Source organism: Nocardia jinanensis, assembly GCF_014645735.1.
GTDB classification, from domain to species: domain Bacteria; phylum Actinomycetota; class Actinomycetes; order Mycobacteriales; family Mycobacteriaceae; genus Nocardia; species Nocardia jinanensis.
The window spans coordinates 1-17,797 of the sequence record NZ_BMMH01000012.1 but is presented as its reverse complement, the minus strand read 5'-3'; the positions used below and the strand labels follow the sequence as shown (position 1 = coordinate 17,797).

General features: G+C 66.4%; 13 protein-coding genes. 5 read left to right on the top strand and 8 right to left on the bottom strand.

Annotation, left to right across the window (positions count from 1 at the left end):
• Positions 1-273: 273 nt before the first annotated feature.
• Positions 274-1,191, bottom strand: coding sequence for an SDR family NAD(P)-dependent oxidoreductase (locus IEY68_RS24610; RefSeq protein ID WP_062999256.1), 918 nt, complete (start codon positions 1,189-1,191; stop codon positions 274-276).
• Positions 1,192-1,322: 131 nt separating this feature from the next.
• Here IEY68_RS24610 and IEY68_RS24605 point away from each other — a divergent pair, with 131 nt between their 5' ends.
• The 3 genes from IEY68_RS24605 (at position 1,323) to IEY68_RS24595 (ending at position 5,035) form a co-directional block, all read left to right on the top strand.
• The gene (locus IEY68_RS24605) at positions 1,323-2,237 is read left to right on the top strand and encodes a helix-turn-helix transcriptional regulator (RefSeq protein ID WP_062999260.1); all 915 of its coding nucleotides are present in this window, start codon (positions 1,323-1,325) and stop codon (positions 2,235-2,237) included.
• 205 nt (positions 2,238-2,442) lie between these two features.
• Positions 2,443-3,345, top strand: a complete 903-nt coding sequence (locus IEY68_RS24600) for a glycine betaine ABC transporter substrate-binding protein (protein WP_229718963.1) — start codon at positions 2,443-2,445, stop codon at positions 3,343-3,345.
• A gap of 211 nt (positions 3,346-3,556) precedes the next feature.
• Entirely contained in the window at positions 3,557-5,035 is a 1,479-nt protein-coding gene (locus tag IEY68_RS24595; protein ID WP_062999252.1) for an MDR family MFS transporter, read from the top strand.
• On the opposite strand, the gene IEY68_RS24590 is transcribed toward IEY68_RS24595, so the two are convergent.
• The 6 genes from IEY68_RS24590 to IEY68_RS24565 all read right to left on the bottom strand — a co-directional run bounded on the left by IEY68_RS24590 (position 4,965) and on the right by IEY68_RS24565 (position 13,110).
• Entirely contained in the window at positions 4,965-6,482 is a 1,518-nt protein-coding gene (locus IEY68_RS24590; RefSeq protein ID WP_062999246.1) for an HAD-IB family hydrolase, read from the bottom strand. The two genes, IEY68_RS24595 and IEY68_RS24590, sit on opposite strands and share 71 nt — an antisense overlap.
• The gene (locus IEY68_RS24585; RefSeq protein WP_268241632.1) at positions 6,479-7,567 is read right to left on the bottom strand and encodes a patatin-like phospholipase family protein; all 1,089 of its coding nucleotides are present in this window, start codon (positions 7,565-7,567) and stop codon (positions 6,479-6,481) included. The genes IEY68_RS24590 and IEY68_RS24585 overlap by 4 nt, the downstream gene beginning before the upstream one ends.
• A 301-nt stretch (positions 7,568-7,868) precedes the next feature.
• A complete protein-coding gene (locus IEY68_RS24580; protein WP_062999258.1) occupies positions 7,869-9,662 on the bottom strand; it encodes an AMP-dependent synthetase/ligase in 1,794 nt (597 codons plus the stop codon).
• 127 nt (positions 9,663-9,789) lie between these two features.
• Positions 9,790-10,713 (bottom strand): alpha/beta hydrolase, encoded by a 924-nt coding sequence (locus IEY68_RS24575; protein WP_062999242.1) that lies wholly within the window; start codon positions 10,711-10,713, stop codon positions 9,790-9,792.
• 22 nt (positions 10,714-10,735) lie between these two features.
• On the bottom strand, positions 10,736-11,566 hold the full coding sequence (locus tag IEY68_RS24570) for an SDR family NAD(P)-dependent oxidoreductase (protein WP_062999240.1): 831 nt from the start codon (positions 11,564-11,566) through the stop codon (positions 10,736-10,738).
• The gene (locus IEY68_RS24565) at positions 11,563-13,110 is read right to left on the bottom strand and encodes a flavin-containing monooxygenase (protein WP_062999239.1); all 1,548 of its coding nucleotides are present in this window, start codon (positions 13,108-13,110) and stop codon (positions 11,563-11,565) included. Before IEY68_RS24565 ends, IEY68_RS24570 begins: the two co-directional genes overlap by 4 nt.
• Positions 13,111-13,177: 67 nt before the next feature.
• On the opposite strand from IEY68_RS24565, the gene IEY68_RS24560 reads away from it, so the two are divergent.
• A complete protein-coding gene (locus IEY68_RS24560; RefSeq protein WP_062999238.1) occupies positions 13,178-13,810 on the top strand; it encodes a TetR/AcrR family transcriptional regulator in 633 nt (210 codons plus the stop codon).
• Between the two features lie 122 nt (positions 13,811-13,932).
• Here IEY68_RS24560 and IEY68_RS24555 read toward each other — a convergent pair whose 3' ends face one another.
• The gene (locus IEY68_RS24555; protein WP_062999237.1) at positions 13,933-15,180 is read right to left on the bottom strand and encodes an MFS transporter; all 1,248 of its coding nucleotides are present in this window, start codon (positions 15,178-15,180) and stop codon (positions 13,933-13,935) included.
• Between the two features lie 781 nt (positions 15,181-15,961).
• Between IEY68_RS24555 and IEY68_RS24550 the strand changes: the two genes are divergently transcribed.
• Positions 15,962-17,797: RNA polymerDNA-directed RNA polymerase subunit B (locus tag IEY68_RS24550; RefSeq protein WP_505784553.1), on the top strand; the 1,836-nt coding region annotated here is incomplete at its 3' end.

Below are 17,797 nucleotides of genomic sequence, written 5' to 3'. Positions count from 1 at the left end.
TCGGTTGCGGTGCCTCGGCTTGGTTGCTCCAGAATTGGGGCGGACCCCACCACGGGATGGTGAACATCCGGAGCGGACGGGAGCGTGTGTGGGCTTCATCTCGATCGGCCCGGGGTCGGTTCGCGGGACTGCCGGTGCTCGGTAGTCGTTCATTTGTCGACGGTCGGCTGTGCGGGCTCGGTTGCTGTGCCTTCGCTTCGTTGCTCCAGAGCCGGTGCGGGCCCGGCTGTGGTCTCCGGACAAGGCGGGCGAGTGCTCGGGGTTGCCGGAATCTCAGCCTGCGCGGTCGGCGGTCAGTGACTCGACGGTGGCCCAGAGGTCGCGTTCGCGATCCGGGGCGTAGGACGCTGCCGAAGAGCGCGCGACCCGCCGCCGGTCCACGTAGGACCCGTTCGGCGCCGGCGTCGCCCCGAGGACGATATCGGCCAGAAAGTGGCCGGCGGTGCGGGGCGAGACCGCCAGCGGGGTGAGAGTCAGCGCCGGCAGCAGGTAGCGCATCGCGAAGCGGGACAGCGGATCGGCGTGCCGCGCCAACCCGGTGCCGGGCACGAATCCGGGGTTGAAGGCGACTGCGTCGATTCCGGCGGGCAGTCGCCGGGCGTACTCGTGTACGAGATAGATGGCAGCCAGTTTGCTGGTCGAATACGCGGTGCGGCCGGCGGCGGTGCTCTCCGGCGCCGGGAAGGCGCCCGGGCGGGCGAGCACCTCGGGTGGCCGCCAGACCGGCCCGGGCACCATGGCCAGGTTGTGCCGGAGATCGCCGAAATGGGTATCGCTGGTGGTGAGCACGATCCGGGCGGGGGTGCGGAAATGGTCGCGGAGAACGCGAACGAAGAGGTGATTGGCCAGCACGTTGACGGTGAAGGTCGCTTCGAGGCCGTCGGCTCCGGTGGTTCGGGCGTTCGTGTACTGGATTCCGGCATTGCCGACGAACCCGGACAGCGGCGGTAGGTCGCCGCCACGCAACCGGTCGGCGATCTGTCCGGCGGCGCGGCGCACGCTGTCGAGCGAGCTCAGGTCGGCCGTGCAGTGCGATACGCTGCCGCCTCCCGGGGCCACCGGTAGCTCGGGCCCGGAAGGGGCGCGGGTCACGAGGACCAAGTGCGCATCCGGGGCACCGCGCAGGATGCGCTCGGCGGCTGCCCGTCCTATCCCGCGACTCGCGCCTGTCATGACGATGGTGTGCGGCATGGTGTTGCTCCCTGCTTCGGTGCCCGGACCTTCAGGCTGACCGGTCGCCCGCCCTATCGGCCAGTACCTCTGCCGGACCCTGGACTCGCAGTACCCAGGCTGTGGCGCCGGTGCCGGGTGACAATGGCTGGATGGGTGCCTCTGACCACGGCTTCGGCCGCCTGCTGCACGCCTGGCGTGACCGTCTCGCTCCTGCCGACGCCGGCTTCCCCGCTGCGCCCGGCCGCCGCGCTCCGGGGCTGCGGCGTGAGGAACTCGCGCAACTGGCCGGTCTCTCCGTCGACTATGTCCTGCGCTTGGAGCAGGGGCGCGCCCGGCATCCTTCGGCCCAGGTCGCAGGGGCGCTTGCCCGCGCTCTGCAACTGTCGCGCGCCGAACGCGACCGGCTCTACCGCAGCGCCGGATTGCTGCCGCCGCGGGACGAGACGATCAGCACCCAGGTGCCCCCGGGCGTCGCGCGGCTCGCCGCGCGCCTCGGCGATGTGCCGATCGGGGTGTTCAGTGCCGACTGGACCCTGGTCTGGTGGAACCCGCTGTGGTCCGCGCTGTTCGGCGATCCGGCCCTGGTTCCGGCCGCCGATCGCAATCTGGCGCGTGGGCTCTTCGGCTCGGGTGCGGCACGTGCGGCGGTGGCCTCGGTGCGGTCCGAACGCGGCGACGAGGTCTTCGCGGCGTCCATCGTCGCCGATCTGCGCGACGCGGTGGCCCGCTATCCCGCCGATTCCGAACTCGACCGGCTGGTCCAGGGGCTCTGCGCGCAGTCGGTGGATTTCGCCCGGTTGTGGGCCACCGGCACCGCGGCGGCCCCGCATGTGAGCGAGCGGAAGACGATCCGGCACCCGGAGGTCGGCGATATACGGGTCGACTGTGACGTGCTCCTGGTTCCGGGTGTGGACCTGCGGTTGGTCGCCTATACGGCCGCGGCGGAAAGCAGCGACGCGGGCAAACTCGATCTGCTGCGGGTCACCGGGGGCGGTGCCACTCTCGCGCCCCCGCGTCCGCAGCTGGAGTCGGGTCTCGATTCGCGCGGCGAGCGGCGGGGATAGCCGATACCGACGAGCCCGCTGCCCTGTCGGTTCCGGGCCGGCCACGCTGAACTGGTATCGTGCGGCCGGGGATTCATAGGTGTGCGCTGCCGGCGCTGCGAACCGATCCGGCTTCGGGGTGGGTCGTCCGGATGGTTCGGGGCGACTGTAGATTCTGGTGGTTGTCGGGCGCCCGGGACGGGTGCGGCGCTGGTTAGGGAAGTGGGTGTCTCGCGCGATGGTGCTGGCGGCGTCGATGCGTGTCCTTGCTCGGGTGCTGGCGCCGGTTCTCGCCGTGCTGGCTGTCTCCTGCGGTTCGAACGAGGCCCAACCGCTGGTGGTGGGGGCTGCGGAGTCGGCGGAGTCGCGGGTGCTGGCCGAGATCTACGCGCAGGCGCTGGCGCGAACCGGGGCGGCGGTGCGGATCGAGCCGGGGTTGCGCGGCCGGAGCGAGGTGTTCGCGGCATTGGACGCGGGGGACATCGCGGTGACGGCGGATCACAACGGGGCGCTGCTCGCGGTACTGAACACCGGCGCCGAGGCGCCCACTTCCGACAAGGTGACGGAGGAACTGAACGGTTCGCTGCCGCAGGGCACGATCACCTCCGATCCGGCCGAGGGCGCGGATTTCGAACCACGGGTTCTGGTGACCACCGCCACCGCGCAACAGCGGGGGATCGAGTCGGTGGAGCAACTGGGCGCGCAGTGTCCGTCGATGGTCGCCGGAGTGGCGGTTGTCCCGGATTTGTTCGAGTTGCCCGAGGTCGCCGGGAAGATCTCCGGCTGTGAATTCGCATCGACCGAGGTCTTCTCCGGACCTGAGGAGTTGCACCGCGCGCTGTTGGAAGGGCGGGTGCAGGCGGGTGTGCTGGGCGGTCCGGCCGAATTCCTGTCCGGCGGCACCGAGGGACTGAAGGTACTGGCCGACCCGGAGGACGCGATCAGGCCGGAGAATCCGCTCGCTCTTGTACGCAAGGGGGCGCTGGACGATCGTGAGCTGGAGAAGCTGAACTATGTGGCCGGGGAACTGACCACCGATGAGCTCGCGACTCTGGTGTCGCGGGTCCGTGACGAAGCCGCCGATCCCGGGGAGCTGGCCCGCACCTGGCTGGACGCGCACGGTCTCTGACCCGGACTACGATCGGTCCGATATGCCCGGAATGTTGGCGCGGCGCGTGGCGTCGTACCAGGAGTCCGGAGTGACCACGGCATGAGCAGGCTGCGTCTCCCGTGCTCCGTCCGTACGGTGAGCCGGTAGCCACCGGGTGGTGCGATCGTGACGCACCGCGACAGATCCACGAACCGGCGCAGCGGGCGCCGCTCGGACAGGAATGGAAGCTATGCCCACTCAACGCAATCCGTGGCTCGCTCTGGGGGCACTGGTAGTCGGATTCTTCATGATCCTGCTCGATGTGACCATCGTGGCAGTCGCCAACCCGGCGATCATGACCGAGTTGCATGCGGATATCTCGCAGGTCATCTGGGTGACGAGCGCCTACCTGCTCACCTACGCTGTACCGCTGTTGATCACCGGGCGGCTCGGCGACCGGTACGGGCCCAAGAATATCTACCTGTTCGGTCTCGCGGTATTCACGCTCTCCTCGCTGGCGTGCGGGCTGGCCGGTGATATCGAGACCCTGATCGCCGCGCGAGCCGTGCAGGGGCTGGGCGCTGCGTTGATGACCCCCCAGACCATGGCGGTGATCACCCGGACCTTCCCGCCGGACCGCCGGGGAGCCGCGATGGGTATGTGGGGTGCGGTCGCCGGGCTGGCGACGCTGGTGGGCCCGATTCTGGGTGGTGTGCTGGTCGACAGTCTCGGTTGGGCGTGGATCTTCATCGTCAACGTGCCGGTCGGTATCGTGGCCTTCGCGCTCGCCGTCTGGCTGGTTCCGGCCCTTCCGACGAATGAGCACAAATTCGATCTGGTGGGTGTGGTGCTGAGTGCGGTGGGCATGTTCCTGCTGGTGTTCGGCATCCAGGAAGGTAATTCGAGCGACTGGTCGGGGAAGATCTGGGCGATGATCGTCGCGGGGGTCGTGGTGCTGGCGGTATTCGTGGTGACCCAGGCCCGCGGTTCGGGGGAGCCGCTGTTGCCGCTGCAACTGTTCCGCGACCGCAACTTCTCGCTGTCGAATCTGGCCATCGCCAGTATGGGTGCGGCCGTCACAGCACTGATGGTGCCGATCTACTTCTACTTGCAGGCCGTGCACGGGATGTCGCCGACCCGGTCGGCGCTGGTGCTGGCGCCGATGGCCATCGTCACCGGGTTCGCCGCGCCGGTGGTCGGCCGGCTCTCCGACCGGATGCATCCGCGGCTCATTCCGACCATCGGGTTCCTGGTCTTCGCGATCTCGATCTTCTGGTTCGCTCTGGTGATGCGCGATCCGCACGCGAATATCACCTTGATAGTCGTGGGCGGTGCGGTGGCCGGCGCGTCGAACGCCTGTATCTGGGCGCCCCTGGCGACCACGGCCACCCATAATCTGCCCATTTCGCAGGCGGGTGCGGGTGCGGGTGTCTACAACACGACCCGTCAGGTCGGGTCGGTACTGGGTAGCGCGGCGATCAGCGCCCTGGTAGCCGCCCGGATGAGCGCGACGGGTCTGGGTGACGCCCCGGCCGGGGAGGGGATGGGTACCGGCCAGGTGCCCGAACCGGTGCGGCAGGCGTTCAGTACCGCCCTGAGTCAGGCCACGCTGCTGCCGGCCGCGCTACTGCTGGTCGGTGTGGTCGCCTCGGCGCTTTTCATTCGCCATGCGGCAGGCGGGCCGACAGGTCCTGCGCGACCCGAGCGCGCTGATTCTCTCGCTCACTAGAGGGTGCTTCGCAGGTCGCGTCCGGCCATTGTTCCAGCGTGTCGAGATACAGGCGGCGGACGGCCGCGATCTGCGTGCCCAGGTCCTCGGGCTCCCACGAACAGGTATCGATCGGGTCGAGGATCATGACATCGATCGTTCCGGGCCGGATGGTCAGGGCTTTTCGCCACATGGCTCGGCCGGCATCACGGATGACGATGGGAACGATCGGAACTCCTGCCTGCGCGGCGAGGCGGAAAGCTCCCTGCTTGAAGTCCTGCAGCCGAGGAGTCGGCGAGATCCGGCCTTCGGGCGCGATGGCCACCGACCTTCCCGTGCGCAACTGCACGACCAGTGAATTCAGAGCTTCTTTGGCTCCGCCGGGGGTGGAGCGGTCGATGAACAGGGTGCCGACGAACCTCAGGAGAGCGCCGAAGACCGGATAGTGCTTCACCTTGATCGTCACCACTGGTGTGAACGACTCCCGCAGGATGTACGGGATTATCATGCTGTCGATCTGGCTCTGATGGTTGAAAACGAAAACCGCGGGGCGGATTACGCGGGCCTTGTCCGCATCGGTCACCCGTATGCGCAGGCCCGCGCCTCGAAGGACGGCCGTCGACACCCATCGGTACATCCGATCGATCGCGGTTCGACGGTCACCGGCCGGTGCGCACAGGAATCCCGCGCAGGCCGCCACCACCATTGCCAGAGCGCCGATAAGGGTCCGGCCGATCCGGTAGGGGCCCGGACGTCGACGTTCGAAGCGCAGAACACGCCATCCCGGTCCGGTCGCCGCACGCGTGAGCGCGCGGTCCGGATTCACCGCCGTCGGGTTGCCGGTCAGCCGGAGCATGGGAGTGTCCACTCCGCCGTTGGAGTAACCGAAGCTCTTCTCGAGGTCGATATCGTGAGCCACCGCGAACTCTTTCACGAGTTCGGCCTTGTACCGGCCCCAGACCAGTTCGCCCGCGATCTCACCGGTGATTCGTTCGTCGGAAACGATCGGCTCGGTACACAGCGTGTGCTCGATTCCCAGTTCCGCGGCGAGGCGGCGGACCTGGAATCGGGTGGCCGACGTTGCCAGAACAACCGTATGACCCGCGCGTTGGTGTGCGCGGACGAGCTCCCATGCTTCGGGGTAGAGGTTGCGCGCGATATGTTTCTGGAACAGTTGTTCCTCGGCTTCTTCGAGATCTCCGACCGCCCGGCCCCGCCAACTCTCGGAGACGAGGCGCTGCACAGATCTGCGGTGGGCATCGCTCTTTCGCCCCGTCAGACCGGAGAGAAGTGGTGCGGCAGTATTTGCGCCGTGCAGACCCGACAGACCGGAGCGGACGGGCGTGATTCCCTCGATGATCGTGCCGTCGAAATCGAAGAATGCGGCGATGCGGGGCCCGTCGGGGCCGATGCGTATTCTTCTCAGCTCCGACTCGACCGAATACGCCGGGGGCCTCGCTCCCTTCATGGCGTCGAGACCGCCATTCCGGTATCGGAAGTGGGCTCCTCCGGTCGAGTCGGTCGCTCCGGGCCCCCGTGGCCGGCGATCGCGAACCTGGTCAGGGCGCTGACCAGCCCGCCCTGGAGTCGATCGATACCGATCCCTTCAGTGGCGCAATAGGAAACCGAATACGCGTCCCGGATGCTGCCGAGGATCCGGGACGGATCTGTCTCGTGGGTTCGGACCGGGGTCATCCACGGCAACGGGCCGATGCCCAGCACATGCGGTCCCGGGCCGCCGGTCGCGAAACGCTGTCCGGACAGCACTTCTCGATCTCGCGCACGTCGACGGTGCGCCGCCAGGTAGGCCGAGCCCAGACCCTCTCGCATCCTTTCGAGATAGCGCGCGTAGGCGCGGACTCCCAGAGGGACGCGTTCCCGGGAACTCCCCATTCGGCGTGTGCCGAGCGAGAGGATGTGCGTACAGCCGTCCGCGATGGCCGGCCGGAACTGACGCGGGGCCAGGAGGGCACCGTCGACCAGGCGACGGCCATCGATATTCGATTCGCCTTTCACCACCAGCGGTGGCCGCGCGCTCGCCCGCAGAAATTCCTTCAACTCCGCACCTGTGGCGAAGTCGCGCGCCGCGAACGTTTCCCGGGCAGCCAGGTCGGTCGTCAACACCACCAAATCGAGAGGAGACCGCACCGTCGAGTCGTATTTCAACGGTTTCTTCGATTCGAGAACTTCCTCGAAGACGTAGTCGAGATCGAGGATCGATCCGCCGGACAGCGGTCGCGTGTACCGGATGAACTGGTCCGCGGTGAGGTCCTGGTAATAGATCGATAGGGGATACCAGCAGGTGCCCGCTGGTTGAGCGAGGAAGTACGCGGCATTGATCGCACCCGCGGAACACCCGTAGACGACGTCGAACGCATCCCTGAAGCCCGAATCGTCGAGCTGCGTGCACATTGCGGCGGAAATCGCCCCCCGCATGCCTCCGCCCGCGACGGTCAACGCGACTTTGGCTGAATCGCGCCGGTTTCCCGGTGTGCTTCCCGAGTCCCGTCGCTGCCGGAGAATCTTCAGTACCGGATGGTCCGGGTTCCACATGTTCTCGATACCGGCGCGAGAATTCCGGACCATATCAGGCCGACCGGGGGCGTCGGGCCGGCGATCGCCACCGTGGCTTCCCACCCGGTGCGGGCGCTGCCCCTGCCGTAGGCGCACTCGGCATGGCCGACTCCCACTTTCCGTCGCACGAACTTTCGCTGGGAATAGTTCCGTGCGCCATGAGGATTCGCAACCGATGTGAACGCCTTTTACGTTCGGCTGAGGCCGTGTCGCGCCTCTCGGCAACGACCGCGGCCCCGGTGAGCGATGAACTCACCGAGGCCGCTCGCGTCGCGGGGGATCAGCTGTAGATCTTGTCCACCTCGGCGGAGTACTGCTTCATGACAACGGCACGCTTCAGCGACATCTTCGGCGTGAGTTCGCCGGTTTCCTGCGTCCAATCCGAGGTCAGGATATTGATCTTCTTGATCTGCTCGGCCTTGGAGACCTTCTTGTTGGTCTCCGCCACCGCGGCCTCGACCTCGGCGACCAGCGTCGCGTTCACCACCAGTTCGGCGATATCGATATCGGCGGCGATCCCGTTGCGTTCCTTCCAGCCCGGCAGCGCCTCCGGATCCAGGGTGATGAGCGCGCCGATGAACGGTTTCCCGTCCCCGACCACCATCACCTGGCCGATCAGCGGATGCGCGCGCAGCTGATCCTCCATCGGGGCGGGGGAGACGTTCTTACCGCCCGCGGTGACCAGGATTTCCTTCTTGCGGCCGGTGATGGTGATGAAACCGTCGGCGTCGATGGCGCCCAGGTCACCGGTTTTGAACCAGCCGTCCGCGAACGCATCGGCGGACGCTTGCTCGTTGCCCCAGTAGCCGGCGAAAACCACCGGGCCGCGCACCAGCAGTTCGCCGTCCTCACCGATCTTGGCGCCGTGGCCTTCGAGTGGGCGGCCGACCGACCCCACCCGGATGTGTTCGGGGGTGTTGACCGCGATGGCGGCGGTGGTTTCGGTGAGGCCGTAGCCCTCGAAAATGGTGACGCCGACACCGCGGAAGAAATGGCCGAGGCGGGCGCCGAGCGGGCCGCCGCCGGAGACCGCGGCCTGACAGTTGCCGCCGAGGGCGGCGCGCAGTTTGCCGTAGACGAGTTTGTCGAACAGGGCGTGCTTGGCGCGCAGCACCAGGCCCGGCTTCCCGGAGCCCAGGGCCTGGCTGTACTCGATGGCGGTGGCCGCGGCGGCGTCGAAGATCTTGCCCTTGCCCTCGTCGTGCGCCTTCTGCTTTGCGCCGTTGAACACCTTCTCGAATACGCGCGGTACCGACAGCACGAAATCGGGCCGGTGCTCGGCGAACTGCTGCACCAGTGTGCCCCAGTCGGCGGTGTGCGCGACGGTGACTTTGGCATCGAAGGCGGCCAGGCTCACCGCACGGGCGAAGACGTGCGCCAGCGGCAGGAACATCAGCGTCTTCTTACCGGGCGTCAGGAACGACGCCAGCGCGATCCGGTCGGCCCGGGATTCGGCGTAGAGGTTGGCGTGGCTCAGCATGACGCCCTTGGGCCGGCCCGTGGTCCCGGAGGTGTAGATCAGAGTGGCCGGGGAGGCCGCGTTCACCTGGGCGCGCCGGTCGTGCACGATCTGCTCGTCGAGGTCGGCGCCGCGCCGGACGAGTTCGTCGATCGCGTCCTTGTCGATCTGCAGGGTCTCGCGCAGCGCGGACAGTTCGGCAGGGTCGATTTCGGAGATCACGCCGCGGTGCTTGTCGTTCTCGACGACCAGCAGCGCGGTGGCCGAATCCTGCAGGATCCAGCGGGCCTGTTCGGCCGAGGAACTGTCGTAGATGGCCACGGTGCAACCGCCGGCCGCCCAGATGGCGAAATCGAGCAGGGTCCACTCGTAGCGGGTGGCGGCCATGATGGCGACCCGGTCGCCCGATTCGACCCCCGACGCGATGAGGCCCTTGGCCACATCGGTGACCGCCGTCGCGAACTCCGCGGCCCGCACATCGCGCCACCCGCCCTTACCGTCGGGGACGTTGAACATCACCGCGGCGGGGGATTCTTTCGCGTAGCGGAACACGTTGTCGGAATTGTTCGCGTCCTCGGGGATGGTGTAGGAAGCCGGGGCTTCGAACTCGCGCATCATTGCCTTTCCCTGTTTGCCAACTCGTCGGTAATTTACGCCACCGGAACCGCGCCGGGCGCGGGCCACCGGTAAACGCCCTGGATCTCACCCTGGAACCAGGGCGGAACCGGTCCCGATCAGGCCTTCATCCTAGGTCGCGCAGTGGTAGCTGATCGACGGCTTGCCGCAGGAAACCGGCCATTTCGGTCAGCACCGCGGCAGCTCGACCCACCAGGGCGGCCTGTAGCTGGGCGACGTGCCAGAGGCCGCGGCTCTCGGTGAAGGAGACCTCCACCCCGGCGTCCCGGAGCGCCGCGGCGAGGCCGACACACTGCGGGTGCAGTAGTTCGTCGACATCGGCCTGGATGTAGACCGGGGGCAACCCGGCGAGGACGCCGTGCAGCGGGGCGTAACCGGGGTCGGCGGGATCGCCCGCACCGAGGTAGGCCGCGGCGCACGCCCGCGACCACGGCCCGTTGACGACCAGATCGCGGGGACGTTCGGCGAGCTCGTTGGGGTCGGCCCACGGCGCGATGAGGCCGAGCGCGGCCGGTGTGTAGCCGTGCCGGGCGATGAGCCGCTGCGCCAGCGCCAGCGCCAGACCACCACCGGCCGAATCACCGGCGATCGCGATCCGTTCCGGCCGGTAACCGTGTTCGGTGACGAGCTCGCGGAAGGCTGCTTCCGCATCGTCGAGTGCCGCCGGGTAGGGGTGTTCGGGAGCCAGCCGGTAGTCGACGGCGTAGACCGGCAGCCCGGTCTCGGCGGCGAGTCGCCCGTTGAGCGATCGGTGTGTGGCCAGCGAACCCACGGCATAACCGCCGCCGTGCAGATACAGCACGGCGGCGGGTACGGCCGGAGCCGGGGTGCTCGGTGCGAGCCGTTCGGCCGGCCGGTCGCCCAGCCGGATCCGTTCGACCCGCACGCCCGGGGGCACGGGCTGCAATGCCGAACCGGCATCGATCAGAGCCCGCTGGACCCGCCAGGGCAGCCGGGAATGCAGCGATACCCGGTACATGGGGCCCAGGATCGCCCGCGCCAGCGGCAGTGGCAGCGCGATATCTCGCATCTCGTTCCTTCTCCGGTACCGATCAGGGCAGGAAGCGTCGTTCGACGCCGACCGCGATGCGCTGGTACCCGGCGGCGGTGGTGCGCACGAACAGGTCCAGCAGTTTGGCCTCCCAGCCGATGAGCACCCGCCCGCGGCGCCTACGGACCCCGTCGACGATGGTCTGCGCGGCCATCTCGGGGCTGTGGATGGCGAGGTACTTGTCGAACATCGAGCTGGCTTCCGCGCCGTCGATATCGTCGCTGTAGGTGGCGTTGCGCGCGACGGCGGTCTTGATACCGCCGGGGTGCACACAGGTGACCTCGACCGGCGTGCGATTCACCAGCATTTCCTGGCGCAGCGCCTCGGTGAAGCCGCGGACAGCGAACTTCGCCGAATTGTAGGCCGCCTGGCCGGGTACCGCGATCAGGCCGAAGAGGCTGGACACGTTCACCACGTGACCGTCACCGGATTCGATGAGGAACGGCAGGAACGCCTTGGTCCCGTTCACCACACCCCAGAAATCGACATCCATGATGCGTTCGATGTCTTTGAAATCGGTTTTGACGACATCGCCGTGATGGGCGATACCGGCATTGTTGTAGATCTGGTGGACGACGCCGAAATGCTGTTTCACCGCGTCGGCGTAGAGCAGTACGGCCTCACGTTCGGTCACGTTCAGCCGGTCGGATTTCACCTCCGCGCCCAGCTCTTCGCAGCGACGCGTGGTTTCGGCCAGCCCCTCGGTATCGATATCGGAGAGTGCCAGTTTCGCGCCGCGCCGGGCGAGGTTGACGGCCAGCGCCCGCCCGATTCCGGAGCCGGCTCCGGTGATGACACAGACTTTGTCGCGGAAGTACGAATCGTTGGTCATGGTGCGGTCACCACTTTCAGATCAGGTCGAGCGGATGCGTCGGCAGCCGTCGTCGTATCGTAGGCGGCCACGTCGAATTTCCTTGTGATGCGCCGGAATTCGAAGGTGAAGTCCGGCCAGAGGGTCGTGTTGTTGCCGTGCTTGTCCAGGTACCAGCTGGCGCAGCCGCCGGTACTCCAGACGCTCTTGGTGAGTTTCTTCTGGAGGGCGGAGTTATAGGCGTCCTGGGTCGATCGGCGCACCTCGACGGTGCGCAGACCGCGGTTCTCGAAGGTCGCCAGCGCGTCGGCGATGTAATTGATCTGCGATTCGATCATGTACACCATCGACGTGTGGCCCAGGCCGACATTGGGGCCGAGCAGGAAGAACATATTCGGAAAATTGGCGATAGCCGAACCCTTGTAGCCCTGCTGGCCGATATCGTCGAACACCTCGGTCAGGCTGCGGCCGTCGCGACCGTAGATGGTCTCGTAGGCCGGGGAATCGGTGACGTGGAATCCGGTGGCGACCACGATCGCGTCGACCTCACGTTCGGTGCCGTCTTTCGTGACGATCGAATTCGCGCGGATCTCGGCGATGCCGTCGGTGACCACATCGACATTGTCGCGGTCCAGGGCCGGGTAGTACTCGTTGGAGATCAGCATGCGCTTGCAGCCGATCCGGAAGTTCGGGGTGACCTTCTTGCGCAGTTCGGGATCGCGGATCTCGCGGGCGAGTTTGGCCTTGGCCAGTGCCTCGAAACCGCGCATCAGCGGCGGGAACTTCGCGAGACCGACGACCTGGGTCTCGCGGGCGGCGTAGATCGCGGCCCGGGACAGCCGCTGCACGCCCGGGATGTGTTTGAAGGCCAGCCGCTCGGGCAGCAGGTAGGGACGGTCCATCCGGGGCAGCAGCCAGGGCGCGGTGCGCTGGTAGACGTCGAGATGCTCGACGCTGCCCGCGATGGCCGGGACGATCTGGATGGCGGAGGCGCCGGTGCCGATGACCGCGACGCGTTTTCCGGCGAGGTCGGAATCGTGGTTCCACCGGGCCGAATGGAAGAACTCGCCCGCGAAGCTGTTGATGCCCTTGATATCGGGCAGGTTGGGCTCGCACAGCGCACCGACCGCGGAGACGACGGTATCCGCGGTGAAATCGCCTTTGTTCGTGGTCACCTCCCACTGCGTGGTCTCGGCGTTCCAGCGGGCGCCGGTGACATCGCAGTCGAAGAGGTGCTTATCGCGCACGTTGTACTTGTCGGCGACGCTCTTGATGTAGGCCTGGATCTCCTCCTGGCGGGAGAACGATCGCGACCATTCCGGATTCAGGGCGAACGAATACGAGTACAGGTGCGACGGCACATCGCACGCGGCGCCGGGGTAGGTGTTGTCCCGCCAGGTCCCGCCGACATCGCTACCGCGTTCCAGTACGAGGAAATCCTCGCGGCCCTGCTGGGTCAGCCGGATGGCGAGGCCGAGGCCTGCGAAACCGCTGCCGATGATGATCGTCCGCAGATGACGGGTGGGCTGGTTAGCGACAGTATTGTCTGTAACCTTGCGACTCATGTAGTCAGCGTAAGGGCTTATTGAGTCGCAGTCAACAGTATTGAACAGCATTCAGTAGGATGGACAGGTGAGTACGAGCCCGGAAGCACCCGCCAAACGCGTCCGATTGAGCCCGGACGAACGGAAGAAGCAGCTGATAACTCTCGGTGTCAAGATGCTCGGCGAACGCGCGATCGAGGACATATCGGTCAGCGAGATCGCGGCTCAGGCGGGGATCTCGCGGGGCCTGCTGTTCCACTATTTCCCCACCAAACAGGACTTCCAGCTCGAAGTGGTCCGGCACGCGAACGCCGAACTGCTGGTCCGCGTCGTCCCCGACCCCACCCTGGGCCTGTTCGATATGCTGCGCGACTCGGTAGGGCGCTATATCGACTACGTCAGCGAGAACCGCACCTCGTACCTGGCGCTGCTGCGCGGACCCACCAGTTCCAGCCCGGATCTGGTCGGCATGGTGGAGCAGACCCGGCGTGCGATCGTCGACATCATCCTCACCCAGGTACCGCTGTCCGCGGAGGAACGCGAACAGCCCCGCCTGGTTCTCGTGGTCCGGGGCTGGGTGGCCTTCACCGAGGAGACCACCCTGTCGTGGCTGCGCGGCGAACCCATCTCCCGCGACGAGCTGATCGAACTACTGGTGGAGTCGCTACTCGCGCTGTCGATGGCGGTTGACCCGGCCTTGGCCGCTGCGCTGCGCGCCTGAGGGTCACCGAGTCACCCGACCACTTCGCATCCGATCCCTTCCACGAACAGCGCGCAACCCTTGCGGAGTCTTACGAGGCCCGAAGCACAGCCCTCCACCTTCGCGCGCAAGCCGCGGCGTGGTCAGGGCGCCGAGCCCGCCTTCGCGGCCGCGGAGTTCTCCGGTGCTCCGCCCGTATCGCGACGGGGCAGAAACAATGGGGTCGCCAGGAGTATTACGCCGGCGAGCGTGATCGCGGTTCGGGGTCCGGTGCACGCCGCGAGCAGACCCCACAGCGCGGTGACGATCGCGATCGTGGCCTTCTTGGAAATCGCCCAGGCCGCCAGCGCGCGGGTCGCCCGATCGGCCGGTAACTGCTCGAGTCGATAGGCGCCGAAGACCGGGTTGAACACGGCCATACAGATGATCACCGCGGTTTGGACCACCAGGACGAGCGTCAATCCACCGGCACCGGCGCTCACGGCGCCCAGCGCTACCGGCCAGCACACCCGTAGGGCCCCGGATACTCGCAGGACCCGCCGATGCCCGAACCGCTCGACGAGGCCGGTCGCCAGTCGTGCCCCGATCAATCCGCCCAGGCAGGGCAGTGCGAACGCGAGTCCGAATTCCCAGGGCGCGAAGCCGAGTTGCGCCAGCATGAGAACCGACAGCAGTGGCTGGGTCGCCATGATCAAGGCGCTGACCAGGGCGTCGTTGATGAGCAGCGGGCGTAGGCCGGGATGGCCCAGCACATAGCGCCAGCCCTCGAACTGATCACCGGTCCGGACAGTCCCGGAACGCACCGGAAGTGGATCCCGGTCGCCGATCGCGCGCAGACCCGCCGCCGAGGCCAGATAGCTCAGCGCATCCGCCACCAGGGTGACCATCGGTCCGAACAGTCCGACCGCGGCACCACCCAGCGGTGGACCGAGCACGATGGCGGTCCAGTTCGTGGATTCGAACCGGGCATTCGCGACGAGCAGATCATTCGGTGGCACCAGTGTTTTCAGGTAGGCGCCGGACGCGGCGGTGAAACCGATATCGGCGGTCGCGGCGACGATCGCGACCACCAGCAGTTGGACGAAACCGAGTACTCCGAACGCGAAGGCGATCGGGATGCTCAGCAGGGCCGCGAAACGGATCAGGTCCATCGCGATCAGCACGGGACGCTTGCGCCGGAACTCCACCCAGGGGCCCAGCGGAATCGCTACCAGCGCACCGACCGCCAGACCCGCCGCGGCCAGGATCGAGACCTCGGCGGGTCCGGCGTGCAGCACGAGGATGGCGACCAGGCCGAAGGCATTGAACGCCAACGCGGTACCGAACCGGCTGACCGCGTAGGCGGCCCACAGCCATCCGAACGCCGACCCCAGGGACCGCCCGCCTGCCATCTCGGCACACCTCTCGTTCACGCATTCTCCCGGTGACCTGCGCGAGCAAAGCAGAAAACCGAACCGCGGTCGAACAACCGGGCGGCGGTCGCCCACAACCGGCCGTTGTGCGGCGGAGCGCCGATTCCGCGAAAAGCGAGGCCCGGTGCTCGCCGTGTATTTCCAGCACGCTATATTCGAATGGGACGGGGAATATCTCTATTGTCACGGCGTACTTCGCCGCGAATCTTTTCGATTGTTGTGATGTGCCCGGTTCGAATTCATACCGAGGCCGGTTTCCCGGGCGGTTCGCCACGTCTCGTCCGGTACTCGCTGTCAGGGCTTGACGAGTCACGTCGACGACCAGCGATAACGAGGTGACACGCCGTGCGCGGGAGTCTGGTGAGCCTGTCGAGAGCTGCCCCTACGGGCCACCTCCGTGCCGTGGATCCTGCGGTGTCGGCGGATTTCCGCCATTCGGGTTGACGGATGCGATGCCGGGGTGTAATTATTGAAATAGGAAAGCACCGGAAAACGGTTGCTTTATTTTTCATGTCTCTCGACATTCCTGTATTTCGCGTGTAATTTGAAGGCTTCGCGCCGGGGCGTGTGCTGTCCGAACTCTCGAAATAAGAAACCGCTGTGGAAAGTGGCACTGTCTGTGTGCTGCTCTTCTCGCGTAGTTGTCGAGTCGTGTTCGGGCGGCTTCCGCCCGTGGCGTGCGATCCGAATACCGCCACAGGACAAGCAGATACATGACGCCCATACGAGGTATGGGCGGCGTGAGGTGCTGGAAGGACGCATCTTGGCACTCCCGAATCAGACCGAGGTCGCTGCCGGAATATCCGTCGAGAGCCGGATCCCCGGGAGCCCGGTGCGGCTCTCGTTCGCCAGAGTTCGCGAACCCCTGGAAGTTCCGGGGCTGCTGGAGATCCAGACCGAATCGTTCGCGTGGTTGATCGGCGCACCGGCCCGGCGGGCGCGGGCCGCGGCGCGCGGTGACTCGCGCGCCGGCGGACTGGAGGAGGTGCTCGAGGAGATCAGCCCGATCGAGGATTTCTCGGCCACCATGTCGCTGTCGCTGTCCGAACCGCGCTTCGAGGAGGTCAAGGCCTCGATCGAGGAATGCAAGGACAAGGATCTGACCTACGCCGCGCCACTGTTCGTGACCGCGGAGTTCATCAACAACGATACCGGTGAGATCAAGAGCCAGACGGTCTTCATGGGTGATTTCCCGATGATGACCGATCGGGGCACCTTCATCGTCAACGGCACCGAACGTGTCGTCATCTCGCAGCTGGTACGTTCGCCGGGCGTGTACTTCGACCACGCCGTCGACAAGTCCACCGAGAAGGATCTGCACAGTGCGCGGGTCATCCCGTCCCGCGGCGCGTGGCTGGAATTCGATATCGACAAGCGCGATACCGTTGGTGTGCGTATCGACCGCAAGCGGCGCCAGCCGGTGACTGTGTTGCTCAAGGCACTCGGCTGGAGCGCGGCGGCGATCACCGAACGGTTCGGCTTCTCCGGTGTGATGATGGCGTCGCTGGCGAAGGACAATATCGCGAGTACCGATGAGGCACTACTCGATATCCATCGCAAACTCCGGCCCGGTGAACCGCCGACCAAAGAGTCCGCGCAGAAGCTGCTGGAGAACTTGTTCTTCAACGAGAAGCGTTACGATCTGGCCCGCGTCGGTCGCTACCGGATCGACAAGAAGTTCGGTGCCGGGACGGGCGCGGTGGCGGGGTCCCGGGTGCTCACCGAGCAGGATATCGCCGGCATCATCGAATACCTGCTGCGCTTGCACGCGGGTGAACGGACGATGACCGTACCGGACGGTGTCGAGGTGCCGGTCGAGGTCGACGATATCGACCATTTCGGAAATCGCCGCGTGCGCACGGTCGGTGAGTTGATCCAGAACCAGTTCCGGGTCGGCCTGTCCCGGATGGAGCGTGTGGTCCGGGAGCGGATGACCACCCAGGATGTCGAGGCGATCACGCCGCAGTCGCTGATGAATATCCGTCCCGTGGTGGCGGCACTCAAGGAGTTCTTCGGAACCTCCCAGTTCTCGCAGTTCATGGACGAGCGCAACCCGCTCGCGAGCCTCACCAACAAGCGACGCCTCTCGGCACTCGGTCCAGGCGGCTTGTCCCGGGAGCGGGCCGGGCTGGAGGTGCGCGATGTGCACTACAGCCACTACGGCCGGATGTGCCCGATCGAGACGCCGGAGGGTCCCAATATCGGGCTGATGGGATATCTGTCGGTGTACGCGCGAGTGAATCCGTTCGGGTTTCTCGAAACGCCGTACCGCAAGGTGATCGACGGCAAGGTGACCGACGATATCGTCTACCTGACCGCCGACGAAGAGGACCGGCACGTAGTGGCGCAGGCGAACGAACCGCTCGATGCCGAGGGGCGATTCGTGGAATCGCGGATCGCGGTGCGGCGCAGATTCTCCGAGGTCGAACTCGTCGATACCGGCCGAGTGGACTATATGGATGTGTCGCCGCGGCAGATGGTGTCGGTGGCGACGGCGATGATTCCGTTCCTGGAGCATGATGACGCGAATCGTGCCTTGATGGGTGCGAATATGCAGCGTCAGGCGGTGCCGTTGATCCGTTCCGAGGCTCCTGTG

Coding starts and splice junctions, on each gene's coding strand:
- IEY68_RS24610 (WP_062999256.1), bottom strand. CDS start 1,191: ATGCCGCACACCATCGTCATGACAGGCGCGAGTCGCGGGATAGGACGG.
- IEY68_RS24605 (WP_062999260.1), top strand. CDS start 1,323: ATGGGTGCCTCTGACCACGGCTTCGGCCGCCTGCTGCACGCCTGGCGT.
- IEY68_RS24595 (WP_062999252.1), top strand. CDS start 3,557: ATGCCCACTCAACGCAATCCGTGGCTCGCTCTGGGGGCACTGGTAGTC.
- IEY68_RS24590 (WP_062999246.1), bottom strand. CDS start 6,482: ATGAAGGGAGCGAGGCCCCCGGCGTATTCGGTCGAGTCGGAGCTGAGA.
- IEY68_RS24585 (WP_268241632.1), bottom strand. CDS start 7,567: ATGTGGAACCCGGACCATCCGGTACTGAAGATTCTCCGGCAGCGACGG.
- IEY68_RS24580 (WP_062999258.1), bottom strand. CDS start 9,662: ATGCGCGAGTTCGAAGCCCCGGCTTCCTACACCATCCCCGAGGACGCG.
- IEY68_RS24575 (WP_062999242.1), bottom strand. CDS start 10,713: ATGCGAGATATCGCGCTGCCACTGCCGCTGGCGCGGGCGATCCTGGGC.
- IEY68_RS24570 (WP_062999240.1), bottom strand. CDS start 11,566: ATGACCAACGATTCGTACTTCCGCGACAAAGTCTGTGTCATCACCGGA.
- IEY68_RS24565 (WP_062999239.1), bottom strand. CDS start 13,110: ATGAGTCGCAAGGTTACAGACAATACTGTCGCTAACCAGCCCACCCGT.
- IEY68_RS24555 (WP_062999237.1), bottom strand. CDS start 15,180: ATGGCAGGCGGGCGGTCCCTGGGGTCGGCGTTCGGATGGCTGTGGGCC.